The 22,624-nt window shown below is 68.2% G+C and carries 33 protein-coding genes; 2 read left to right on the forward strand and 31 right to left on the reverse strand.

The annotated features are described in order from the left end of the window. Positions 1–429: 429 nt before the first annotated feature. Entirely contained in the window at positions 430–2,535 is a 2,106-nt protein-coding gene (locus ACQEVS_RS14855; RefSeq protein ID WP_433020501.1) for a glycosyltransferase, read from the forward strand. Between the two features lie 21 nt (positions 2,536–2,556). On the opposite strand, the gene truA is transcribed toward ACQEVS_RS14855, so the two are convergent. From truA to rpsJ, 31 genes are all read right to left on the reverse strand, one after another. After that, positions 2,557–3,417, reverse strand: a complete 861-nt coding sequence (truA, locus tag ACQEVS_RS14860) for a tRNA pseudouridine(38-40) synthase TruA (protein WP_433020504.1) — start codon at positions 3,415–3,417, stop codon at positions 2,557–2,559. 76 nt (positions 3,418–3,493) lie between these two features. Continuing rightward, on the reverse strand, positions 3,494–3,961 hold the full coding sequence (gene rplQ, locus ACQEVS_RS14865) for a 50S ribosomal protein L17 (protein WP_433020507.1): 468 nt from the start codon (positions 3,959–3,961) through the stop codon (positions 3,494–3,496). Between the two features lie 178 nt (positions 3,962–4,139). Continuing rightward, positions 4,140–5,162 carry a DNA-directed RNA polymerase subunit alpha gene (locus tag ACQEVS_RS14870; protein WP_004946635.1) on the reverse strand — a complete coding sequence of 341 codons (1,023 nt, stop codon included), beginning with the start codon at positions 5,160–5,162 and terminating at the stop codon, positions 4,140–4,142. A gap of 124 nt (positions 5,163–5,286) precedes the next feature. Further along, positions 5,287–5,691, reverse strand: coding sequence for a 30S ribosomal protein S11 (gene rpsK / locus ACQEVS_RS14875; RefSeq protein WP_003948617.1), 405 nt, complete (start codon positions 5,689–5,691; stop codon positions 5,287–5,289). Between the two features lie 77 nt (positions 5,692–5,768). Further along, the gene (gene rpsM / locus ACQEVS_RS14880) at positions 5,769–6,149 is read right to left on the reverse strand and encodes a 30S ribosomal protein S13 (RefSeq protein WP_004946638.1); all 381 of its coding nucleotides are present in this window, start codon (positions 6,147–6,149) and stop codon (positions 5,769–5,771) included. A 203-nt stretch (positions 6,150–6,352) separates the two neighbouring features. After that, positions 6,353–6,466, reverse strand: a complete 114-nt coding sequence (gene rpmJ, locus ACQEVS_RS14885; protein WP_003956441.1) for a 50S ribosomal protein L36 — start codon at positions 6,464–6,466, stop codon at positions 6,353–6,355. A 60-nt stretch (positions 6,467–6,526) separates the two neighbouring features. Beyond that, entirely contained in the window at positions 6,527–6,748 is a 222-nt protein-coding gene (gene infA, locus ACQEVS_RS14890) for a translation initiation factor IF-1 (RefSeq protein ID WP_003956442.1), read from the reverse strand. A gap of 197 nt (positions 6,749–6,945) precedes the next feature. Next, positions 6,946–7,785, reverse strand: coding sequence for a type I methionyl aminopeptidase (gene map, locus ACQEVS_RS14895; protein WP_433020511.1), 840 nt, complete (start codon positions 7,783–7,785; stop codon positions 6,946–6,948). Between the two features lie 102 nt (positions 7,786–7,887). After that, positions 7,888–8,547 carry an adenylate kinase gene (locus tag ACQEVS_RS14900; RefSeq protein ID WP_433020514.1) on the reverse strand — a complete coding sequence of 220 codons (660 nt, stop codon included), beginning with the start codon at positions 8,545–8,547 and terminating at the stop codon, positions 7,888–7,890. Further along, positions 8,547–9,863, reverse strand: a complete 1,317-nt coding sequence (secY, locus tag ACQEVS_RS14905) for a preprotein translocase subunit SecY (protein WP_185943966.1) — start codon at positions 9,861–9,863, stop codon at positions 8,547–8,549. The genes ACQEVS_RS14900 and secY overlap by 1 nt, the downstream gene beginning before the upstream one ends. Before the next feature lie 225 nt (positions 9,864–10,088). Continuing rightward, a complete protein-coding gene (gene rplO, locus ACQEVS_RS14910; protein WP_185943965.1) occupies positions 10,089–10,544 on the reverse strand; it encodes a 50S ribosomal protein L15 in 456 nt (151 codons plus the stop codon). A gap of 1 nt (position 10,545) precedes the next feature. Beyond that, positions 10,546–10,728: a 50S ribosomal protein L30 gene (gene rpmD / locus ACQEVS_RS14915; RefSeq protein WP_171169730.1), complete on the reverse strand. Its 183-nt coding sequence runs from the start codon at positions 10,726–10,728 to the stop codon at positions 10,546–10,548. Further along, complete coding sequence (gene rpsE, locus ACQEVS_RS14920) at positions 10,728–11,330, reverse strand: 30S ribosomal protein S5 (RefSeq protein WP_004946659.1); 603 nt, start codon at positions 11,328–11,330, stop codon at positions 10,728–10,730. Before rpsE ends, rpmD begins: the two co-directional genes overlap by 1 nt. Before the next feature lie 46 nt (positions 11,331–11,376). Continuing rightward, entirely contained in the window at positions 11,377–11,760 is a 384-nt protein-coding gene (gene rplR, locus ACQEVS_RS14925; protein WP_004946663.1) for a 50S ribosomal protein L18, read from the reverse strand. A gap of 3 nt (positions 11,761–11,763) precedes the next feature. After that, the gene (gene rplF, locus ACQEVS_RS14930) at positions 11,764–12,303 is read right to left on the reverse strand and encodes a 50S ribosomal protein L6 (protein WP_433020520.1); all 540 of its coding nucleotides are present in this window, start codon (positions 12,301–12,303) and stop codon (positions 11,764–11,766) included. 22 nt (positions 12,304–12,325) lie between these two features. Next, positions 12,326–12,724, reverse strand: a complete 399-nt coding sequence (gene rpsH, locus ACQEVS_RS14935) for a 30S ribosomal protein S8 (RefSeq protein ID WP_004946667.1) — start codon at positions 12,722–12,724, stop codon at positions 12,326–12,328. A 298-nt stretch (positions 12,725–13,022) separates the two neighbouring features. Next, positions 13,023–13,208 carry a type Z 30S ribosomal protein S14 gene (locus ACQEVS_RS14940; RefSeq protein WP_004946670.1) on the reverse strand — a complete coding sequence of 62 codons (186 nt, stop codon included), beginning with the start codon at positions 13,206–13,208 and terminating at the stop codon, positions 13,023–13,025. Between the two features lie 5 nt (positions 13,209–13,213). Next, the gene (rplE, locus tag ACQEVS_RS14945) at positions 13,214–13,774 is read right to left on the reverse strand and encodes a 50S ribosomal protein L5 (protein ID WP_004946672.1); all 561 of its coding nucleotides are present in this window, start codon (positions 13,772–13,774) and stop codon (positions 13,214–13,216) included. Next, positions 13,774–14,097 (reverse strand): 50S ribosomal protein L24, encoded by a 324-nt coding sequence (gene rplX / locus ACQEVS_RS14950; RefSeq protein ID WP_004946679.1) that lies wholly within the window; start codon positions 14,095–14,097, stop codon positions 13,774–13,776. The genes rplE and rplX overlap by 1 nt, the downstream gene beginning before the upstream one ends. A 2-nt stretch (positions 14,098–14,099) precedes the next feature. Further along, positions 14,100–14,468 carry a 50S ribosomal protein L14 gene (rplN, locus tag ACQEVS_RS14955; protein ID WP_004946682.1) on the reverse strand — a complete coding sequence of 123 codons (369 nt, stop codon included), beginning with the start codon at positions 14,466–14,468 and terminating at the stop codon, positions 14,100–14,102. A 102-nt stretch (positions 14,469–14,570) separates the two neighbouring features. Continuing rightward, positions 14,571–14,852, reverse strand: a complete 282-nt coding sequence (rpsQ, locus tag ACQEVS_RS14960; RefSeq protein WP_004950457.1) for a 30S ribosomal protein S17 — start codon at positions 14,850–14,852, stop codon at positions 14,571–14,573. Continuing rightward, positions 14,852–15,076, reverse strand: coding sequence for a 50S ribosomal protein L29 (gene rpmC, locus ACQEVS_RS14965; protein WP_030368408.1), 225 nt, complete (start codon positions 15,074–15,076; stop codon positions 14,852–14,854). The genes rpsQ and rpmC overlap by 1 nt, the downstream gene beginning before the upstream one ends. Continuing rightward, a complete protein-coding gene (rplP, locus tag ACQEVS_RS14970) occupies positions 15,076–15,495 on the reverse strand; it encodes a 50S ribosomal protein L16 (protein WP_106677952.1) in 420 nt (139 codons plus the stop codon). Before rplP ends, rpmC begins: the two co-directional genes overlap by 1 nt. A 5-nt stretch (positions 15,496–15,500) precedes the next feature. Next, positions 15,501–16,319, reverse strand: a complete 819-nt coding sequence (gene rpsC, locus ACQEVS_RS14975) for a 30S ribosomal protein S3 (protein WP_071964543.1) — start codon at positions 16,317–16,319, stop codon at positions 15,501–15,503. Beyond that, on the reverse strand, positions 16,319–16,666 hold the full coding sequence (gene rplV / locus ACQEVS_RS14980) for a 50S ribosomal protein L22 (protein WP_004950444.1): 348 nt from the start codon (positions 16,664–16,666) through the stop codon (positions 16,319–16,321). The genes rpsC and rplV overlap by 1 nt, the downstream gene beginning before the upstream one ends. Positions 16,667–16,708: 42 nt before the next feature. Further along, a complete protein-coding gene (rpsS, locus tag ACQEVS_RS14985; RefSeq protein WP_004950443.1) occupies positions 16,709–16,990 on the reverse strand; it encodes a 30S ribosomal protein S19 in 282 nt (93 codons plus the stop codon). Positions 16,991–17,002: 12 nt separating this feature from the next. Next, a complete protein-coding gene (gene rplB / locus ACQEVS_RS14990; protein ID WP_004950440.1) occupies positions 17,003–17,839 on the reverse strand; it encodes a 50S ribosomal protein L2 in 837 nt (278 codons plus the stop codon). Between the two features lie 39 nt (positions 17,840–17,878). After that, positions 17,879–18,202: a 50S ribosomal protein L23 gene (rplW, locus tag ACQEVS_RS14995; RefSeq protein ID WP_058046827.1), complete on the reverse strand. Its 324-nt coding sequence runs from the start codon at positions 18,200–18,202 to the stop codon at positions 17,879–17,881. Continuing rightward, positions 18,202–18,846, reverse strand: coding sequence for a 50S ribosomal protein L4 (gene rplD, locus ACQEVS_RS15000; RefSeq protein WP_433020533.1), 645 nt, complete (start codon positions 18,844–18,846; stop codon positions 18,202–18,204). The genes rplW and rplD overlap by 1 nt, the downstream gene beginning before the upstream one ends. A gap of 8 nt (positions 18,847–18,854) precedes the next feature. Beyond that, a complete protein-coding gene (gene rplC / locus ACQEVS_RS15005; RefSeq protein WP_086567349.1) occupies positions 18,855–19,499 on the reverse strand; it encodes a 50S ribosomal protein L3 in 645 nt (214 codons plus the stop codon). A 13-nt stretch (positions 19,500–19,512) separates the two neighbouring features. Further along, on the reverse strand, positions 19,513–19,821 hold the full coding sequence (gene rpsJ, locus ACQEVS_RS15010; RefSeq protein WP_003948644.1) for a 30S ribosomal protein S10: 309 nt from the start codon (positions 19,819–19,821) through the stop codon (positions 19,513–19,515). A gap of 685 nt (positions 19,822–20,506) precedes the next feature. Here rpsJ and ACQEVS_RS15015 point away from each other — a divergent pair. Then, complete coding sequence (locus ACQEVS_RS15015; protein ID WP_433020537.1) at positions 20,507–22,594, forward strand: PIG-L family deacetylase; 2,088 nt, start codon at positions 20,507–20,509, stop codon at positions 22,592–22,594. Positions 22,595–22,624: the final 30 nt, after the last annotated feature.

The raw sequence follows: 22,624 nt of genomic DNA on the forward strand, positions 1-22,624 counted from the left end.
CGCCGGGGGCCGGGGCCCGTCACGCCACACCGGCGCCGCGCCGGCGTTCCCCCGAGGCCCCGCGTCCCGCACCCCGGCGACCGGCGGTCCTTCCGGTCGCGGGGTCCCCCGGGGGACGTCTCGATCTCGTCGAGCTCTCAGGATGAGCGGACGGCGCCACGATTGACGCACGGGGACATCACGACGCGAGCACGAAACGCGAACGCGCACCCGAACGCGGAGCGGCCGGGAGGGCCTCCGCCCACCACCGCCCGGTGCCGTGACAGAGGCCACAATGTAGGCTGCCCAGGCAACCGAACCCCCCGTCGGCGGTCTCATCCGGTACAGACCGGTCTCCACGACCGGCCGGCAGGGGACGGACCCCGAGTACCCAGGCCAGGGGGAAGGACGGACGCGGCGCCGGCTGAGGCGTGCCGCGCACACACCGCCATGAAGATCTCTTTCCTGTTGCAGAACGCGTACGGCATCGGCGGCACCATCCGCTCCACGTTCAACGTCGCCAGTGCGCTCGCCGCCCGGCACGACGTGGAGATCGTGTCGATCCTGCGGACCGGCAAGGTCCCCCGGCTGCCGCTCCACCCCAAGGTCAAGCTGGTCAACCTGATCGACACCCGCGAGGACCACGGGGCCGACCGCGGTGACCCGCTTCTGTCCCAGGACAGCGCCTACATCCCGCCCAAGGAGGCGAAGGGCGCCCACTTCAGCGCCCTCACCGACCGCCGGGTGGCCGACCACCTGGCCGAGACGGACGCCGACGTCGTCGTCGCCACCCGTCCCGGCCTGGTGATGTACCTGGCCGGCTTCGGCCAGGACCGCTACCTGAAGATCGGTCAGGAGCACCGGATCTACGGCACCCACGAGCCGAACATCCGCGCCGCCCAGGACCGCGCCATCCCGCACCTGGACGCCCACACCACCGTCTCCGAGGCGGACGCCCGCACCCACCGCGAGCAGTTCCCCGACGTCAAGACGAAGATCATCTGCATTCCCAACGGCTGCCCGCCCTCCGAGGTCGAGCCCGCCGACCCGGCCACCAAGCTCGTCGTCGCCGCCGGCCGCCTCATCCCGGTCAAGCGCTACGACCTGCTGGTCGCCGCCTGGGCCACCGTGCACGCCAAGCGCCCCGACTGGAACCTGCGGATCTACGGCCGCGGTCCCGAACTGGCCAAGCTGCGCGCCCAGATCGACCGCCTGGACCTCACGGAGACCATCACCCTCATGGGCGCCCACTCGCCCATCGAGACCGAGTGGGCCAAGGGCTCCATCGCCGCCGTCACCTCCCGCGAGGAGTCGTTCGGCATGACGATCGTGGAGGCCATGAACTGCGGCGTCCCCGTCGTCGCCACCGACTGCCCGCACGGCCCCGGCGAGATCATCACCGACGGCAAGGACGGCCTCCTCGTCCCCGTCGGCGACAGCGAGGGCATCGCCAAGGGCCTGCTCCGGCTCATCGAGGACGACGAGCTGCGCCGCACCATGGGCGCCGCCGCCCAGGTCTCCGCCCAGCGCTACGCCCCCGAGCAGATCGCCGACGCCTACGAGGACCTGATCCGGAGCCTGGGCGTCGACACCACCCCGCGCTCCGCCGACGCCGCGGCCGCCCCGGACAAGAACGTCCCGCTGGGCCAGAGCCTGCGCCGCACCATCGGCAAGGTCATCCGGCCGCTGCGGCACCGCCCGGTCGCCCAGCCGGCCCGCAAGCCGGTGACCGAGGCGCTGAAGGAGATAGTGCGCCGGCCGCTGAAGGCCACCGCCTCCACCCGCGTCGACGCCGACGGCAACATCGTCGTCTCCGTCGACGGCAAGGGCCTGGCCGGCGACGACCTCTCACTGACCGTCACCCGCCGCAAGGAGGGCAAGCCGGTCAGCGTCCCCCTCGCCACCCCCGCCACTCCGGGCGCGCCCTACACGGCCGTCCTGGACCGCGCCAAGCTGCGCCTGGCGGAAGGCCGTTGGGACCTGCACGTCGTCCGCGACGAGGACAAGGCGCGCCGCCGCGTCGTCTCCCACCTCGCCGAGGGCAAGAACCTGCTGGGCCTGGAGCCGCTGCCCGGCTCCCCGTTCACCTGGATGATCGCCTACCCGACGGTGGACGGCTACCTGGCGCTGCGCGCCTGGCACCGCCCCGCGCACGCCGAGGCGCTGTCGATCCGCCAGACCGAGACGTCGCTGACGGTTCAGGGACGGCTCTACGGCACCTCGTTCACCGAGGACACCAAGCCGTTCGTCATCGGCACCCCGCGCGCGGAGTCCGCGGCCGACATCTCGGCCGAGGTCACCGTCCTGGACCCGACGTCCTTCCGCTTCACCCTGCGCACCTCCCAGCTGAAGGCGGCCCGCGGCGACGAGGGCGCGATCTGGGACCTGGCGCTGCGGCTGGCCGGCGACGCCGAGCCGGTGCGGATCGGCCGGATCGTCGGGGACATCGTCGACCGCAACAAGACCGACCTCTACCCGACGGTCGGCGGCGTCCGCCCGTACCTCACCGTCAACAGCGACCTGGCCGTCAACTGCCCGGCCGCTGAATCACAGTGACGGTCTGAAAGCAGCGACGGACTAGCAGCAGCCGCCGGTACGCCCGGGGAGCGTGCGCTTGTTGCGCGCTTCCCGGTTGCGGGCCGCGAGCTCGGAGTCGGCCGGGTAGCCGACCTCCTCCAGGGTCAGCCCGTGCGGCCGCACCACGTGCACCGCCGAGTCGCGCACCCCGGCCGCCAGCACCTTGCCCGGCCAGTCCACCGGCCGGTGCCCGTCGCCGACGAACAGCAGCGCGCCGACCAGCGACCGCACCATGTTGTGGCAGAACGCGTCGGCCTTGACGGTCGCGGTGATCACCCCGTCGGCGTCCCGCTCCCAGTCGAGCCGCTGGAGCGTACGGATGGTCGTGGCGCCCTCGCGCTTCTTGCAGTACGCCGCGAAGTCGTGTTCCCCGACGAGCCGTTGGGCCGCCGCGTTCATCGCGTCGACGTCCAGCGGCCAGTCGTGCCACAGCACGTGCCCGCGCAGCAGCGGGTCGACTCCCGCCGGGTGGTCCACGACCCGGTAGGCGTACCGCCGCCAGATCGCGGAGAACCGCGCGTTGAACCCGGCGGGCGCCTCCGCGACCCGCCACACCCGCACGTCGTGCGACAGCCGGCCGGCCAGCCGGCGCAGCAGCTTGTCCTCGTGCTCGGCCCACACCTCGACGGGCAGATCGACGTGCGCGACCTGGCCGCGGGCGTGCACCCCGGCGTCCGTCCGGCCGGCGACCGTCAGCTCGTAGGTCCGCTTGGACCGCGTCACGGTCCGGATCGCGTCCTCCAGCTCGCCCTGGACCGTCCGCTGGCCCTCGCGCTGCTTGGCCCAGCCGGAGAAGTCCTTGCCGTCGTACGACAGGTCCAGCCGCACCCGGACGTAACCGGGCTCCACCTCGTCACTCACCGAGTGCTTCCTCTCAGAATGCGGGACGGGCCCGCCCCCGGAAAGGGGCGGGCCCGTCACTGACACGTCAGACGCGTCAGGCGTCCTTCGACTCCTCGGCCGCCTCGGCGGCCTTGGCCTCGTCGGCCTCCTTGACCGCGCGCTTGGCGGCGGCCTCGGCCTCGGCGACGGTCGCCTTCTTGGCGATCTCGCCCTCGACCAGCTCGATCACGGCCATGGGCGCGTTGTCGCCACGGCGGTTACCGATCTTGGTGATCCGGGTGTAGCCACCCGGACGCTCGGCGTAGCGCGGAGCGATCTCGGTGAAGAGGGTGTGGACGATGCCCTTGTCGGTGATCGTCTGCAGCACCTGGCGACGGTTGTGGATGTCGCCCTTCTTCGCCTTGGTGATCAGGCGCTCCGCCACCGGACGCAGGCGACGGGCCTTGGCCTCGGTGGTGGTGATGCGGCCGTGCTCGAAGAGGGAGCGGGCGAGGTTCGCCAGCATCAGCTTCTCGTGCGCGGCACCGCCGCCCAGACGGGCACCCTTGGTGGGACGCGGCATGGTGTTTCTCCTTAGGTCTGCCCCGGCCGTATCAGGTACCGGAGTCAGTATCCGAGCGGGCGGACGCCCGTCGGAGATCCGGACAGGCCCCGAAGGGGCCGTCCGGAAGGGGCGCGGGGAACTGCGCGATCAAGCACAGCGCACCCGCACCCGGGTACGGACCGTGAGGCCCGAGCTCTCAGTACTGCTCGGTCTCGACGAACCCCGCGTCCGCGTCGTCGTCGGCGCCAAAGGCGTCGGCGGCGGCGGTCGGGTCGAAGCCGGGAGGCGAGTCCTTCAGCGCGAGGCCCATACCGGCCAGCTTCGCCTTGACCTCGTCGATCGACTTCGCACCGAAGTTGCGGATGTCGAGCAGGTCGGCCTCGGAGCGGGCGACGAGCTCACCCACGGAGTGGATGCCCTCGCGCTTGAGGCAGTTGTACGACCGAACGGTGAGCTCCAGCTCCTCGATCGGCAGCGCCAGGTCGGCGGCCAGGGCGGCGTCCGTCGGGGACGGACCCATGTCGATGCCCTCGGCGTCGATGTTCAGCTCGCGGGCGAGACCGAACAGCTCGACCAGGGTCTTGCCGGCGGACGCCATGGCGTCACGCGGGCGCATGGCCTGCTTGGTCTCGACGTCGACGATCAGCTTGTCGAAGTCGGTGCGCTGCTCGACTCGGGTCGCCTCGACCTTGTAGGTGACCTTGAGGACCGGCGAGTAGATGGAGTCGACCGGGATACGGCCGATCTCCTGGCCCACCTGCTTGTTCTGGACGGCGGAGACGTAGCCGCGACCGCGCTCGACGGTCAGCTCCATCTCCAGCTTGCCCTTGGCGTTCAGCGTCGCCAGGACCAGGTCGGGGTTGTGCACCTCGACGCCGGCCGGCGGGGCGATGTCCGCGGCGGTGACCAGGCCGGGGCCCTGCTTGCGCAGGTACATCACGACCGGCTCGTCGTGCTCCGAGGAGACGACCAGCTGCTTGATGTTGAGGATGAGGTCGGTGACGTCCTCCTTGACGCCCGGCACGGTGGTGAACTCGTGCAGGACACCGTCGATGCGGATGGACGTGACCGCCGCACCCGGGATCGAGGAGAGGAGCGTACGACGCAGGGAGTTGCCGAGGGTGTAGCCGAAGCCCGGCTCCAGCGGCTCGATCACGAACCGCGAGCGGAACTCGTCGACGACCTCTTCGGTCAGCGAGGGACGCTGAGCGATCAGCATGCGATGAATCCTTCAGTCATGGGCGCCCGCTATTTGACGCCCTTCTGGTACTGCAAGGGTACGGGCGGCACGGCCTCCGCGAGAGAAGCCGTACCGCCCGAAAACCATGCCTTGCGGCGACGCGTCAGACGCGGCGACGCTTGGGCGGACGGCAGCCGTTGTGCGGCGTGGGCGTCACGTCCTGGATCGAGCCGACCTCAAGACCGGTCGCCTGGAGCGAACGGATGGCGGTCTCACGGCCGGAGCCCGGACCCTTGACGAAGACGTCGACCTTGCGCATGCCGTGCTCCTGCGCGCGGCGAGCGGCCGACTCGGCGGCCATCTGCGCGGCGAACGGGGTGGACTTGCGCGAGCCCTTGAAGCCGACGTGGCCGGCGGAGGCCCAGGAGATCACGTTGCCGGTCGGGTCCGTGATGGACACGATCGTGTTGTTGAACGTGCTCTTGATGTGCGCGTGGCCGTGAGCGACGTTCTTCTTTTCCTTGCGGCGCACCTTCTTGGCAGCGCCCTGACGACCCTTGGGGGGCATCTCTTACTCCTACAGGGAGGTGGTCGGTCCTTACAGCGAAGTTCGCGAGAAGACCGCTGACGAGCGTCCGCTGAGGACTACTTCTTGCCCGGCTTCTTCTTGCCGGCGATGGCGCGACGCGGGCCCTTGCGGGTACGAGCGTTCGTGCTGGTGCGCTGACCGTGGACCGGCAGGCCACGACGGTGACGCAGACCCTGGTAGCAGCCGATCTCGACCTTGCGGCGGATGTCGGCCTGGATCTCGCGACGGAGGTCACCCTCGGTCTTGAGGTTGGCGTCCACGTACTCGCGGATCTTGACCAGGTCCTCTTCGGCCAGGTCACGAACGCGGGTGTTCGGGTTCACACCGGTCGCGGCGAGGGTCGCCTTCGACTGGGTGCGGCCGATACCGAAGACGTAGGTGAGTGCGACCTCCACGCGCTTGTCACGCGGGATGTCGACACCGGAAACGCGTGCCATTGAATGGCTCCAGATGTTCGTCGGAGGTCTTCCACAGGACCGCTCCCAGCCGCCGTCCCCTCCGCCGTGGCGAAGAGTTGGTACGGACTGGGTCCCCGGCCTCCGAAACCGGGGGTGTCGCCCTCCTTACAGAGAGGGACGGGCCCTGCGTATGTACATTGCTCGCGTCGCGCGAAGAACTGCGGAGTGCGGTTCGGTGTGCGTCAGCCCTGGCGCTGCTTGTGGCGCAGGTTGTCGCAGATGACCATGACCCGGCCGTGGCGGCGGATCACCTTGCACTTGTCGCAGATCTTCTTGACGCTCGGCTTGACCTTCATGGGATGTGAGGTTCTCCGGGTCAGTGCCACCACCCCGCCGAGACGGGATGCCGACAAGATCTACTTGTAGCGGTAGACGATCCGTCCGCGCGTCAGGTCGTACGGAGAGAGCTCCACTACGACCCGGTCGTCGGGAAGGATACGGATGTAGTGCATCCGCATCTTGCCGCTGATGTGCGCGAGGACCTTGTGACCGTTCTGGAGCTCCACCTTGAACATGGCGTTCGGCAGAGACTCGATCACGGTGCCCTCAATCTCGATGGCACCTTGCTTCTTGGCCACGCTTCGCCTTTCGAATCGGCTACCTTGATCGACTCCGGGATTCGTACCCCCGCACGAACGCGGGCATGCGGATACACGAGAGCCGACGCATCAGTCTACGTCAGGGCAACCGGAAAGACTAATCCAGGGGTGCTTGCCCAGCCGCGGTGATCCTTAAGCGGCGGCTCGACGGCGGGAAGCACCCGCCCCGCCGTCCCTCAACCCAACGGGTCCGGCGCCGCCGTCACGCCCAGCTCCGCCAGCTTCGCCTTGCCGCCGTCGACCGCGGTGAGCACCAGCGGCCCCTCCTCCGTCAGGGCGACGGAGTGCTCCCAGTGCGACGACCAGGTCAGATCGTCGGTGAGGACCGTCCACTCGTCCTCCAGGACGTGCGTCCGCGGCGTGCCCAGGGAGACCATCGGCTCGATCGCGATGCAGAAGCCGGGGACCAGCTTCGGCCCGCGGCCCCGCTTGCGGGAGACGTAGTTCAGCAGGTGCGGGTCCATGTGCATCTCGGAGCCGATGCCGTGCCCGCCGTAGTCCTCGATGATCCCGTACTTGCCGGTCGCCGGGCGCGGCTGGCGGCGGATGTACGTCTCGATGGCCCGGGAGACGTCCACCAGCCGGTTGCCGTTCCGCACGGCCGCGATGCCGGCCCACATGGACTCCTCGGTGACCCGGGAGAGCTCCACCAGCTCCGGCGCGTGCCCGCCGCCCACGAAGGCCGTGAAGGCCGCGTCGCCGTGCCAGCCGTCCACGATGGCGCCGGCGTCGATCGAGATGATGTCGCCGTCCTTCAGGACGGTGTCCGCGCTCGGGATGCCGTGCACGACGACCTCGTTCACCGAGGTGCAGATCGTCGCGGGGAAGCCGCCGTAGCCGAGGAAGTTCGACTTGGCGCCGTGCTCGGCCAGCACCTTGCGGGCGACGTCGTCGAGGTCCTTGGTGGTCGCGCCGGGGACGGCCGCCTCCCGGGTGGCGGCGTGGATGGCGGCGACGACCAGCCCCGCCTCGCGCATCTTCGCGATCTGGTCCGGGGTCTTGATCTCTACCGCCATGGGGGCCTTCCTCGGCTCGACGACATGTCCTGTGAAAACTGTTCAAACAACACTACGGCCGCGATCCCCCGAAGGGCATCGCGGCCGTACACCACCGGTGGCTCAGGCGCTGTCCCGCGCGGGGAGCGCCTCCATGGCCCGCTGGGTCACCTCGGCGACCTTGCCGAGCGCGGAGATCGTCACCACCAGGCCCTGGGCCTTGTAGTAGTCGATGATCGGCTCGGTCTCGCTGTGGTAGACCTCCAGCCGCTTGCGGACCGTGTCCTCACGGTCGTCGTCGCGCTGGTAGAGCTCGCCGCCGCAGGCGTCGCAGACGCCCTCGGTCTGCGAGCGGTTGTAGATCACGTGGAAGACGTGGCTGCTGTCCGCGCGGCAGATCCGGCGGCCGGCGATCCGCTTGACGACCTCGTCCTCGGGGACCTCCAGGTCCAGGACGGCGTCGAGCTTCAGGCCCTTGCCCTTCAGGTACGCGTCCAGCGCCTCGGCCTGGCCGATGTTGCGCGGGAAGCCGTCCAGCAGGAAACCGCGGGCCGCGTCGTCCTGGTCCATCCGGTCCTCGGCCATGCCGATGGTCACCGAGTCCGGCACCAGCTGGCCGGCGCGCATGTACTCCTGGGCCTGGACGCCCAGCGGGGTGCCCTGGCTGATGTTCGCCCGGAAGAGGTCGCCCGTCGAGATGTGCGGGATCGCGAGATTCTTGGCGAGGTACGCGGCCTGCGTACCCTTGCCGGCGCCGGGCGGCCCGACGAGGACGATTCGCATCAGCGGAGGAACCCTTCGTAGTTGCGCTGCTGAAGCTGGCTCTCGATCTGCTTCACCGTCTCCAGACCGACACCCACGATGATCAGGATGCTGGTTCCCCCGAATGGGAAGTTCTGGTTCGCGTTGAGTGTGACCAGCGCCACGGTGGGCACCAGGGCGATCACGCCCAGGTAGAGAGAGCCCGGCCACGTGATGCGGTTCAGCACGTAGCTCAGGTACTCCGCGGTGGGACGTCCCGCCCGGATGCCCGGGATGAACCCACCATACTTCTTCATGTTGTCTGCAACTTCTTCGGGGTTGAAGGAGATGGCGACGTAGAAGAAGGCGAAGAAAACGATCAGCAGGAAGTAGGTGACCATGTAGATCGGGTGGTCGCCCTTGACCAGGTTGGCCTGGATCCACTGCGCCCAGCCCGAGTCCTTGGAGTCGGTGAACTGCACCAGCAGCGCCGGGATGTAGAGCAGCGACGAGGCGAAAATCACGGGGATGACGCCCGCCTGGTTCACCTTCAACGGGATGTAGGTCGACGTCCCGCCGTAGGACCGGCGGCCGATCATGCGCTTCGCGTACTGCACGGGCACGCGCCGCTGCGCCTGCTCGACGAAGACCACCAGGCCGACCATGGCCAGGCCGCAGAGGATGACGAGGCCGAACTCCAGCCAGCCGCCCATCAGCTTGCCCTGGAGCTTGATCGCCCACAGCGCGCTCGGGAACTGCGCGGCGATCGAGGTGAACATCAGGATCGACATGCCGTTGCCGATGCCGCGGTCGGTGACGAGCTCACCGAGCCACATGATCAGCGCGGTGCCCGCGGTCATGGTGACGACCATCGTGATGGTCGTGAAGATCGAGTGGTTGGGCACGATGTCGGACGCGACCGGGCAGTTGCCGAAGAGCGCGCCGTTGCGCGCGACGGCGACCAGACCGGTGCCCTGGAGCACGGCGAGCGCGATGGTCAGATAACGCGTGTACTGCGTGATCTTGGCCTGGCCGGACTGCCCTTCCTTCTTCAGGGCTTCCAGCCGGGGGATCACGACCGTGAGCAGCTGCAGGATGATGCTCGCCGTGATGTACGGCATGACCCCCAGCGCGAAGATCGTGATCTGCAGCAGCGCGCCACCACTGAACATGTTCACGAGGCCGAACAGGCCCTGACCACTCTTGGCCTGGTCGACACACGTCTGGACGTTCTGGTAGTTGACCCCCGGGATCGGGACCTGCGACCCGAGCCGGTAGAGCACCATGATGCCCAGCGTGAACAGCAGCTTCTTGCGCAGGTCGGGCGTCTTGAACGCCCGGGCGAACGCGGTGAGCACGGTGCCTCCTGCGCCTCTCACGCACCCACGTGAGAGGTAACGGTCTTGAGGATCGACGAATACATATCAGTCATGGCCGTACGAGCACAGTCCGCACGACCCGGGGGTGATTCCCCCCGTGGGTACAGCAACAGTCCACGCCACCTTACCGGCGACCGTGCCCGGCTAGGAACGACCAACCGGGGATGCCCCTATGGGACATCCCCGGTTGTCGGGTCAACGAACTCAGATGAGTTCGGTGACGGTGCCGCCGGCGGCGGCGATCTTCTCCTTGGCGGAACCGGAGACGGCGTCGACCGTCACCTGGATCGCCACGGAGATCTCGCCCTGGCCCAGGACCTTGACGAGCTCGTTCTTGCGCACCGCGCCCTTGGCGACCAGATCGGCCACCGTGACCTCGCCACCCTGCGGGTAGAGCGCGGCCAGCTTGTCCAGGTTCACGACCTGGAACTGCTTGTGGGCGGGGTTCTTGAAGCCCTTCAGCTTCGGGAGGCGCATGTGGAGGGGCATCTGCCCGCCCTCGAAGCGCTCCGGAACCTGGTAACGGGCCTTGGTGCCCTTGGTACCACGGCCGGCCGTCTTACCCTTCGACGCCTCACCACGACCGACACGGGTCTTGGCGGTCTTGGCACCGGGGGCCGGACGGAGGTTGTGGACCTTCAGCGGGTTCTGCTCCGCCATGTCAGTCGACCTCCTCGACCGTGACGAGGTGGCGGACGGTCTGCACCATGCCGCGGATCTCGGGACGGTCTTCCTTGACAACCACGTCGTTGATCTTCTTCAGACCGAGCGAACGCAGGGTGTCGCGGTGGTTCTGCTTGCTGCCGATGTAGGACTTGGTCTGCGTGACCTTGAGACGAGCCATTACGCACCCGCCCCCGCACGCGCACGCAGCAGGGCGGCGGGCGCGACGTCCTCGAGCGGCAGACCACGACGGGCGGCGATCTCCTCGGGACGCTGCAGTCCCTTGAGGGCCTCCACCGTGGCGTGCACGATGTTGATCGGGTTCGACGAACCGAGCGACTTCGACAGGATGTCGTGGATGCCGGCGCACTCGAGCACCGCGCGCACCGGGCCACCGGCGATAACACCGGTACCGGGGGACGCGGGCTTGAGCATGACGACGCCGGCCGCCTTCTCGCCCTGGATCGGGTGCGGGACGGTGCCCTGGATCCGGGGGACCTTGAAGAAGTTCTTCTTGGCCTCTTCCACGCCCTTGGCGATGGCAGCCGGAACTTCCTTGGCCTTGCCGTAACCGACACCGACCGTGCCGTCACCGTCGCCCACCACGACCAGCGCGGTGAAGCTGAAGCGGCGACCACCCTTGACAACCTTGGCGACGCGGTTGATCGCGACTACGCGCTCAACGTACGCGGTCTTCTCGGCGGCAGCGCCACCGTCGCGACCCTTCCGGTCCCGCCGCTCGCCGCCACCGGCACCGCTTCCGCGGCGCTGGGGTCCAGCCATTGGAATTACCTCTCTCTGTTACGTCCGCTAGCTCCGGAACCGGGGCTTAGAACTTCAGCCCGGCTTCGCGGGCGGCGTCCGCCAGAGCGGCAATGCGCCCGGCGTACTGGTTGCCACCGCGGTCGAACACGACGGCCTCGACACCGGCGGCCTTGGCACGCTCGGCGACCAGGGCGCCAACCTTCTTGGCCTGGGCGCTCTTGTCACCCTCGCCACCGCGGATCGACGCGTCCAGGGTCGACGCCGACGCCAGGGTGTGACCCTTGATGTCGTCGATGACCTGGGCGGTGATGCCGCGGTTGGAGCGCGTGACGACCAGGCGGGGGCGCTCGGCCGTACCGGAGATCCGCTTGCGGATGCGGATGTGGCGGCGCTTCGCGGCGGCGCGCTTGTAGGCGTCGCCCTTAGCGATCTTCACACCGTATGCCATGGCTTACTTACCCGCCTTTCCGACCTTGCGGCGGATGACTTCGCCCTCGTACTTGACGCCCTTGGCCTTGTACGGGTCGGGCTTCCGCAGCTTGCGGATGTTCGCGGCGACCTCGCCGACCTTCTGCTTGTCGATGCCCTCGACCGTCAGCTTGGTCGGGGACTCCACCTTGAAGGTGATGCCCTCGGGCGCCTCGACCAGGATCGGGTGGCTGTAGCCCAGGGCGAACTCCAGGTTGGAGCCCTTCGCCTGGACGCGGTAACCGACACCGCTGATCTCGAGCTTCTTGCTGTAGCCCTGGGTCACGCCGGTGATCATGTTCGCCACCAGCGTGCGCGACAGACCGTGCAGGGCCTTGTTCTGACGCTCGTCGTTCGGGCGGATGACGTTGAGCACGCCGTCCTCACCCTTATCGATAACGATGGGCGCCGACAGGGTCAGGCTCAGGGTGCCCTTGGGGCCCTTCACCTGCACGTCACGGCCATCGATGGTGACGTCCACACCAGCGGGAACCTGGATGGGCAGCTTGCCAATACGCGACATTAGCTATTCCTCCGTTCCCGGGTTACCAGACGTAGGCGAGGACTTCCCCACCCACGCCCTTCTTGCTGGCCTGCTGGCCGGTCAGGAGACCGTGGGACGTGGAGATGATCGCCACGCCCAGGCCGCCGAGGACCTTCGGCAGGTTGGTGGACTTTGCGTAGACCCGCAGGCCCGGCTTCGAGATCCGCTTGATGCCCGCGATGGAGCGCTCACGGTTCGGGCCGAACTTCAGCTCGAGGATCAGGGACTTGCCGACCTCGGCGTCCTCGACCTTCCAGCCGGTGATGTAGCCCTCCTGCTGCAGGATCTCGGCGATGTGCGCCTTGATCTTGCTGTGGGGCATGGCCACGGTGTCGTGGTAAGCCGAGTTCGCGTTCCGCAGACGGGTCAGCATGTCTGCGATCGGATCGGTCATGGTCATGTTTGGCCTTCGGCCTCTCTCGCCGGGGTTTCCTATCTGCGCCATCCCTCTCCCCGAGCTTGTCGGAGCGGGTGCGGTGCGGGGACCTACGGCGTAGTAAGCGACGTTATGCGGCCCGCACAGAGGTGCGGGACACGTGCGGTCATGGGCGGCGGGCGCCCAACCCCTCAACTCTACGGGAGAGCCGGGGGCGGGTACCCGCCGTCCATTGGCTTACCGAGAGTCCTGGTTACCCAGATTAAAAACTGTCGTCCGCCAGGACGCCCTTGAGGGGCGGTGGTTGGGCGACGGGTGGGAATTACCAGGAGCTCTTGGTCACGCCCGGCAGCTCGCCACGGTGAGCCATCTCACGAAGGCACACGCGGCAGAGGCCGAACTTGCGGTAAACGGAGTGCGGCCGGCCGCAGCGGTTGCAGCGGGTGTACGCGCGGACCGAGAACTTCGGCTTGCGCGCGGCCTTCGCGATCAGAGACTTCTTCGCCATCTCGGTCACGCCTCCTTGAAGGGGAAGCCGAGGTGACGAAGGAGGGCGCGGCCCTCGTCGTCGTTGGTCGCCGTGGTGACCACGGTGATGTCCATACCCCGGACGCGGTCGATCTTGTCCTGGTCGATCTCGTGGAACATGACCTGCTCCGTGAGACCGAAGGTGTAGTTGCCCCGGCCGTCGAACTGCTTCGGGGACAGACCACGGAAGTCGCGGATGCGCGGGAGCGCCAGCGACAGGGTGCGGTCCAGGAACTCCCACATGCGGTCGCCGCGGAGGGTGACGTGGGCACCGATCGGCTGGCCCTCACGCAGCTTGAACTGCGCGATGGACTTGCGGGCCTTGGTCACGGCGGGCTTCTGGCCGGTGATCGTGGTGAGGTCGCGGATGGCGCCCTCGATCAGCTTGGAGTCGCGGGCGGCGTCGCCCACACCCATGTTGACCACGATCTTGGTCAGACCCGGAACCTGCATGATGTTCTCGTAGGAGAACTCCTCACGCAGCTTGCCGATGATCTCTTCGCGGTAGCGCTGCTTGAGGCGCGGTGCGTTGGTGGTGGCAGTCATCAGATGTCCTCACCGGTCCGCTTGGCAACGCGGATCTTGTTGCCGTCCTCGTCGAAGCGGTAGCCGACGCGGGTGACGACCTTCTTGCCGTCCTTCTCCACGACGAGCTGAACGTTGCTCACGTGGATGGGGGCCTCGGTCGTGACGATGCCGCCGGTCTTCGAACCACGGGCGGTCTGGCCGGCCTTGGTGTGCTTCTTGACCCGGTTGACACCCTCGACCAGGACGCGGTCCTCGGCGGGCATGGCCTGGATGACCTTGCCCGTCTTGCCCTTGTCCTTGCCGGTGATGACCTGTACCAGGTCGCCCTTCTTGATCTTCATGCTTACAGCACCTCCGGCGCGAGCGAGACGATCTTCATGAACTTCTTCTCGCGCAGCTCTCGGCCGACGGGGCCGAAGATACGGGTGCCGCGGGGGTCACCGTCGTTCTTGAGGATGACGGCCGCGTTCTCGTCGAAGCGGATGTACGAGCCGTCCGGACGGCGGCGCTCCTTGACGGTGCGAACGACGACGGCCTTGACGACGTCGCCCTTCTTCACGTTGCCACCGGGGATCGCGTCCTTGACGGTGGCGACGATGACGTCACCGATGCCCGCGTAGCGGCGACCCGAGCCACCGAGAACACGGATGCAAAGGATCTCCTTGGCACCAGTGTTGTCGGCGACGCGAAGTCGCGACTCCTGCTGGATCACGTCTATCTCCTGATCGTCTGCCGGTTCCCGGCGGGGGCCTCACGGATGAGGCCCCACGCCGAGCCTGGCGGAACTTACCTGGGGGCTAATGCCCTCAGGTGATTACTTGGCCTTCTCGAGGATCTCGACGACGCGCCAGCGCTTCGTCGCGGACAGCGGCCGGGTCTCCATGAGGAGGACGCGGTCGCCGACACCCGCGGCGTTCTGCTCGTCGTGCGCCTTGAGCTTGTTGGTACGGCGGATGACCTTGCCGTACAGCGCGTGCTTGACGCGGTCCTCGACAGCGACGACGACGGTCTTGTCCATCTTGTCGCTGACGACGAGGCCCTCACGGGTCTTGCGGAAACCGCGCTCGTTCGTCTCAGTCATGTTCTTCTCGCTCATCAGGCGCTCTCCACCGTCTCGATGCCGAGCTCGCGCTCCCGCATCAGGGTGTAGATCCGGGCGATGTCCTTACGGACGGACTTGAGCCGACCGTGGTTCTCAAGCTGCCCGGTCGCCGCCTGGAAGCGGAGGTTGAACAGCTCTTCCTTGGCCTCACGGAGCTTCGCGACGAGGTCCTCGTCGTTCAGCTCACGCAGCTCGGTCGCCTTGATACCAGCGGCCATCACGACTCACCTGCCTCGCGCCGAACAATGCGGCACTTCATCGGAAGCTTGTGAGCGGCGCGGGTCAGCGCCTCACGAGCGACCTTTTCGTTCGGGAAAGACAGCTCGAACATCACCCGACCGGGCTTGACGTTCGCGATCCACCACTCCGGAGAACCCTTACCGGAACCCATGCGGGTCTCGGCCGGCTTCTTCGTCAGCGGACGGTCCGGGTAGATGTTGATCCACACCTTGCCGCCACGCTTGATGTGACGGGTCATGGCGATACGAGCGGACTCGATCTGCCGGTTCGTCACGTAGGCCGGGGTCAGGGCCTGGATGCCGTACTCACCGAACGCGAGCTCGGTGCCACCCTTGGCCATGCCGTTCCGCTTGGGGTGGTGCTGCTTGCGGTGCTTGACCCTGCGAGGGATCAGCATGTCGGTCAGGCCTCCGTTCCGGTGGACTCAGCCGGAGCAGCGGTGGCCTCGGCCTTGGGGGCCTCGGCAGCCTGCTGCGGCTTGCGGCCGCGGCCGCCACGCTCGCCGCCGCGGCCACCACGGGCCGGACGGTCGCCGGCGCCACGGGACGGGCGGTTGCCCGCACGGGCGGCGGCGTTCTCGGCGCGGACCTCGGCGATGTTCTTGACGTCGCCCTTGTAGATCCAGACCTTCACGCCGATGCGGCCGAAGGTGGTCTTGGCCTCGAAGAAGCCGTAGTCGACGTTCGCGCGGAGCGTGTGCAGGGGCACACGGCCCTCGCGGTAGAACTCCGAGCGGGACATCTCGGCGCCGCCGAGACGGCCACCGCACTGGATCTTGATGCCCTTGGCGCCGGCCTTCATCGTCGACTGCATGCTCTTGCGCATGGCGCGACGGAAGGAGACGCGGGAGGACAGCTGCTCGGCGACGGCCTGGGCCACCAGCTGAGCGTCCACCTCGGGGTTCTTGACCTCGAGGATGTTCAGCTGGACCTGCTTGCCGGTCAGCTTCTCCAGCTCGCCGCGGATGCGGTCGGCCTCGGCGCCGCGGCGGCCGATGACGATGCCCGGACGAGCGGTGTGGATGTCGACGCGGACGCGGTCGCGGGTGCGCTCGATCTCGACCTTCGAGATACCGGCGCGCTCCATGCCCTTCGTCATCATGCGACGAATGGCGACGTCTTCCTTGACGTAGTCCTTGTACAGCTTGTCGGCGTACCAACGGGACTTGAAGTCCGTGGTGATGCCGAGGCGGAACCCGTGCGGGTTAACCTTCTGGCCCATTACCGGGTTCCTTCCTTGCTGCTGACGACCACGGTGATGTGGCTGGTCCGCTTGCGGATCCGGTAGGCGCGGCCCTGGGCGCGCGGACGGAACCGCTTCAGGGTCGGGCCCTCGTCGACGTAGGCCTCGGAAATGTAGAGGCTGTCGACGTCAGAGTGGTCGTAGTTGTGCGCGGCGTTGGCAATGGCGCTGTCCAGCACCTTGCCGACCGGCACGCTCGCGGCCTGCGGGGCGAAACGCAGGACCGCCTGAGCCTCCGTGGCGTCCATGCCACGGATGAGGTCCACCACGCGGCGGGCCTTCATGGGCGTGACGCGGATGTACCGCGCCTGGGCCCTGGCTTCCATGGTTGTCCCTTCGGTGTCAGTCATAGTCGTTCACACCCCGCGTTAGCGGCGCTTCGACTTCCGGTCGTCCTTGACGTGGCCGCGGAAGGTGCGGGTCGGCGAGAACTCGCCGAGCTTGTGGCCGACCATCGACTCGGTGACGAACACCGGGACGTGGGTCTTGCCGTTGTGCACCGCCAGCGTGTGGCCGAGCATGGCCGGCACGATCATGGAGCGGCGGGACCAGGTCTTGATGACGTTCTTGGTACCAGCTTCGTTCTGGGCGTCCACCTTCTTGATGAGGTGGCCGTCGACGAAGGGTCCCTTCTTGAGACTACGCGGCATCTAAACCCGCTCCTAGCGCTTCTTGTTCGTCTTGCGGCGGCGGACGATGTACTTGTTGCTCGCCTTCTTGGGAGAACGAGTACGACCCTCCTTCTGACCCCACGGGGAGACCGGGTGGCGACCACCGGAGGTCTTGCCCTCACCACCACCGTGCGGGTGGTCGACCGGGTTCATCGCGACACCGCGGACGGTCGGGCGGACGCCCTTCCAGCGCATGCGGCCGGCCTTGCCCCAGTTGATGTTCGACTGCTCGGCGTTGCCGACCTCGCCGACGGTGGCGCGGCAGCGCACGTCGACCAGGCGGATCTCACCGGACGGCATACGAAGGTGGGCCATCGTGCCCTCCTTCGCCAGCAGCTGCACGGAGGAACCGGCGGAGCGGGCGATCTTCGCGCCGCCACCGGGACGCAGCTCGATGGCGTGGATGGTCGTACCGACCGGGATGTTGCGCAGCGGCAGGTTGTTGCCCGGCTTGATGTCGGCCCCGGGGCCGTTCTCAATGCGGTCACCCTGGCCGAGGCCGCGCGGCGCGATGATGTAGCGCTTCTCGCCGTCCACGTAGTGGAGCAGCGCGATGCGTGCGGTGCGGTTGGGGTCGTACTCGATGTGAGCGACCTTGGCCGGCACGCCGTCCTTGTCGTGACGACGGAAGTCGATCACACGGTAGGCGCGCTTGTGGCCACCGCCCTGGTGGCGGACGGTCACACGACCGGCGTTGTTACGGCCGCCCTTGCTGTGCAGCGGGCGGACCAGCGACTTCTCCGGCGTGGACCGCGTGATCTCGACAAAGTCGGCGACGCTGGAGCCACGACGGCCCGGGGTCGTCGGCTTGTACTTGCGGATACCCATTTCTCAGTCCTCGTCCGATTCCGGACGACTCGGACTCCGTTAGGAGACCGGGCCGCCGAAGATGTCGATACGGTCGCCCTCGGCGAGGGTCACGATGGCGCGCTTGGTGTTGGCGCGCTTGCCGAAACCGGTCTTGGTGCGCTTGCGCTTACCCTGACGGTTGATCGTGTTGACCCCGGTGACCTTGACCGAGAAGACCGCCTCGACGGCCTGCTTGATCTGGGTCTTGTTGGCGCGCGGGTCGACGATGAACGTGTACTTGTTCTCGTCCAGCAGCGCGTAGCTCTTCTCGGAGACGACCGGCTTGACCAGGAGGTCACGCGGGTCCGAGAACGTCTTGCTGGTGACGACGGCCTCAGTCATCAGGCTTCGCTCCCTTCAGCGGCCTTGGGGCCAGACACGAAGGACTCGAAAGCGGCCTGGGTGAAGACCACGTCGTCGGAGACGAGCACGTCGTACGTGTTCAGCTGGCCCGGCTCCAGGATGTGCACCTGGGGCAGGTTGCGGGCGGACAGCCACGCGGCCTCGTCGGACCGGTCGGCGACCAGGAGCACGTTCTTGCGCTCGGAGATCTTGCCGAACAGGTTCTTGGCGGCCTTGGTGGACGCAGCGCCGTCGACCACGCCGGAGACGACGTGGATGCGGCTGTGGCGGGCCCGGTCCGAGAGGGCACCGCGCAGGGCGGCGGCCTTCATCTTCTTGGGGGTCCGCTGCGAGTAGTCACGCGGCACGGGACCGTGCACGACGCCACCACCGGCGAACTGCGGCGCGCGGGTCGAACCCTGACGGGCGCGACCGGTGCCCTTCTGGCGGTACGGCTTCTTGCCACCGCCGCGGACCTCGCCACGAGTCTTGGTCTTGTGCGTGCCCTGACGGGCAGCGGCCAGCTGCGCGACGACGACCTGGTGGATCAGCGGGACGCTGACCTTCGCGTCGAAGATCTCCGCGGGGAGCTCGACGGTCCCGGCCTTGTCGCCTGCCGGCGAAAGGATGTCAATGGTGCTCATCGGTTACCTCAGGCCCCCTTGGCCGCGGTACGGACCAGGACGAGGCCGCCGTTCGGACCAGGAACCGCGCCCTTGATGAGGAGCAGGCCCTTCTCCGCGTCAACGGCGTGGACGGTCAGGTTCTGGGTGGTCACACGCTCGTTGCCCATGCGGCCCGCCATGCGGAGGCCCTTGAACACGCGGCCCGGGGTGGCGCAGCCACCGATGGAACCGGGCGAGCGGTGCTTGCGCTGGGTGCCGTGACCGGCGCCGAGGCCCTTGAAGTTGTGACGCTTCATGACACCGGCGAAGCCCTTGCCCTTGCTCTTGCCCGTGACGTCAACCTTGACGCCGGACTCGAACACGGCAGCGGTGATCTCCTGGCCGAGCGTGTACTCGCTGGCGTCAGCGGTACGCAGCTCCACCAGGTGGCGGCGCGGGGTGACGTCGGCCTTGGCGAAGTGACCCTTGAGGGGCTTGTTCACCTTGCGCGGGTCGATCTCGCCGAAGGCGATCTGGACCGACTCGTAGCCGTCGCTGTCGTTGGTGCGGACCTGGGTGACGACGCAGGGCCCGGCCTTGACGACGGTCACCGGGACGACCCGGTTGTTCTCGTCCCAGACCTGGGTCATGCCGAGCTTCTCGCCCAGGACGCCCTTAATGTTCTTAGCCATCTCGCGCGTCACCTCAGAGCTTGATCTCGATGTCGACGCCCGCCGGCAGGTCGAGGCGCATGAGCGAGTCAACCGTCTTCGGCGTGGGGTCGAGGATGTCGATGAGGCGCTTGTGCGTGCGCATCTCGAAGTGCTCGCGCGAGTCCTTGTACTTGTGCGGCGACTTGATGACGCAGTACACGTTCTTCTCAGTGGGCAGCGGCACCGGGCCCGCGACCGACGCACCAGTGCGGGTCACCGTCTCGACGATCTTCTTCGCCGAGGAGTCGATGACCTCGTGGTCGTAGGCCTTGAGCCGGATGCGGATCTTCTGTCCCGCCATGGCTACTTCGTAGTCCTGTCTCTCGTAACGCTCTGGGACTCGGCCGGGCTGCGCGCTCCTCGCGGAACATCGCGGTCCGTTCCCACTCACCCTCCGACCCACGCGGTCGGGCGTGTCGCCCCCCTTCCAGCAGATCTCCCATACGGGAGATCCCTGCTCAAGGGGTTCGTGGGGGAAGGACACCCACCGAGTGCCTGGCTGGCACCCCGCTGACACTTCCCGGAAGATTCCCGTACTTCCACCTCTGAGAAGAGGTGACGAGTACTGCGGGACTCGCTTCCAGTCCTCCCGGCGGGAGGCGCGCAGCATCGGCACTCAACCGAGCAACCTGAACAGTGTGCCATACGGGACGGAAGCCGCGCCAATCGCAGCCGATGAACGTACCCCGACCGGCGCAGATGTCAAACCGCCCTGCCGAGTTTATGCGGGCATTCGGGGCGGAACGGTCAATCTTCACCATGGCGAGGTGGCGCGAAGGTGTCGTGCGCGCCACAGTGGCCGAAAACCGCCAGGTCGTGCGAAGGGGAAATCAGGCTTTGTAGCAAGTTGGGCAACCCGCCGGGCCTCTTCCCCGTCCCTTTTCACACTGGGGGGCGCTGGACAATGAAGCGGAGTCAGGTAGTTGAACATCTCACAGCGCAGAACCGTTCCGTTCCAGAACGCTCGTCCGGTCGGGCGTCGGTCTGTGCTCGCCGGGATCGCGGCCGTCACGGCCGCCGTGGCGACGGGATGCAGCGACAGCGGTTCCGAGAAGTCCGCCCCCCTCTCCCCGGTCCGCGCCGTGGACCCGCGCACCACCCAGTCCTTCGGTGAGGCGCGCGGCCCCCTGCTGCTCCAGATCCTGGCCCACCCGGACGACGACCTGTTCTTCATGAACCCGGACGCGCTGCACATGGTCCGCGCCGGCGTCCCGGTCGTCTCCGTCTACGTCACGGCCGGCGAGGCCATAGGACAGAACTGGGTGGAGGGCATGCCACGCAAGGAGCGGCAGCACCACGACAAGGCGGCCTACTCCTCCGCCCGCCACCAGGGCCTCCGCCAGGCGTACGCGCGGATGCTGGGCAAGCACCCGTTCACCCCCTGGCAGAAGTCCGTGCTGAGCCTGCCGGGCGGGGTGAAGGCCGAGACCGACGAGCTCGTCGCCGGGGACCGCCGGGCCCGCCTGATCTTCCTCAACGTCGCCATGCTCTCCGAGCACAGCGTCCGCATGCCGCAGCTCTGGGACCAGCCGGGGGCGGAGGCGAAGTCCCTGGTCGCCAAGGGTTCGCCCTGCACCGAGGCGAGCACCTACCGGCACAGCACGCTGGTGGACGCCCTGGCAACGATCATGGACCGTTTCCGGCCGACGGTGGTCCACACCATGGACCCGGACCCCGACTACCAGGTCCACGACGCCACGCACCCCAAGGACAACGACTACGGTGCGTGCTCGGACCACCGCGACCACACCCCGACGGCCCTCTTCACCTGGAAGGCGCTCTCCCAGTGGTCGGCGGACACGACGCGCCGCGAGAAGCACCCGCCGCGCTTCGTCACCACGTCCTACCGCGGCTACTACAACCAGCGCTGGCCGCACAATCTCCCCCACGAGATCGTCGCGCAGAAGCACGAGCTGGTGGAGGCGTACGGCGGCGCCCCCGACTGGCACTGCGGCAACGACGGCGGCTGCGGCGACTACGGCCAGGGCGGCGACCGCCCGCTGAAGAACCGCAAGGGCTGGATCCGCTCCACCCACTACCGCCACCCGGGCGCCACGCCGACGGTGGACAGCGACCGCGGCGGCCGCCTGGAGGCGTACGGGGTCCTCGGCCTGCACGCCGTGCGCTGGCGCGAGACGTCGGCGGGCAGCGGCCGCTGGGGCACCCCCGAGAACCTCGGCGGCGGCCCGCTGGCCCCCGCTCTGTCCACGGTCAAGGACGCCGAAGGCCGCCGCCTGGTCTTCGCCCTGCGCTTCTCCGCCCTCGAAGGCGAGGGCCGGAAGAACACCCGCGAGATCGTCGTCCTGGGCCAGCGCACCCCCGACGGCCCGTTCACCGGCTGGACCGGCCTCGGCAACCCCGAGCACAGCGCCGACCGCGGCCGCCGGGTGGGCATCCCGGTGGCGGTCACGGACACCGACGGACGCGTCCACCTGTTCGTCCGCAACGCCGGCAAGGGCGTCTCCACCCGGGTCCGCGAGCGGAACGGCAAGTGGGGCAAGTGGAGCAACCTGGGCGGCCAGGACGTCCAGGAGGGCCTGACCGTCGCCCTGGACGGGGACCGCCGGATCCACGTCCTGGGCGTCGGCCGCGACACGGTCCACCACTGGTCCCAGGACGCCCCGGGCAAGCCGATGCGCTTCCTCCCCCTGGACGGCCTCCCGAAGCCGGCGGGCGACCCGGTGGCGGCCCACCCCGGCACCGACGGAAAGCTGGTGGTCGTCTACCGCCAGCCGGCCCAGAGCCGCCCCGAGGCATACCGCCTCACCGGCGACGCGGCCACGGAAAAGCTCAAGGACTCCGCGGTACGCGACCTCACCGGCTACGGCCCCCTCACGGCCGGCGCCCTGCCGCAACGCGGCCGCGGCGACGCCCTGATGGTCCTGGGCAAGAACCTGGACGGCCGCGCCCAGGTCCTGGACGCCGCCTCCGACGACGCCCACCCGACGGTCGCCGACCACCAGCCGATCCCGGTGGCCACCCCGGCCCTCCACACGGACGGCGCCCACCGCCTCTGCGTGGTGGGCCTGTCCCCGGACGCGACCCCGTGGATCTGGCGCCCGGAGACGAGCTAGCCCGTCCGGCGGAGGACAACACGCGCAGCG

It is taken from the genome of Streptomyces sp. CA-181903 (assembly GCF_050937075.1).
In the GTDB taxonomy this organism is placed as follows: domain Bacteria; phylum Actinomycetota; class Actinomycetes; order Streptomycetales; family Streptomycetaceae; genus Streptomyces.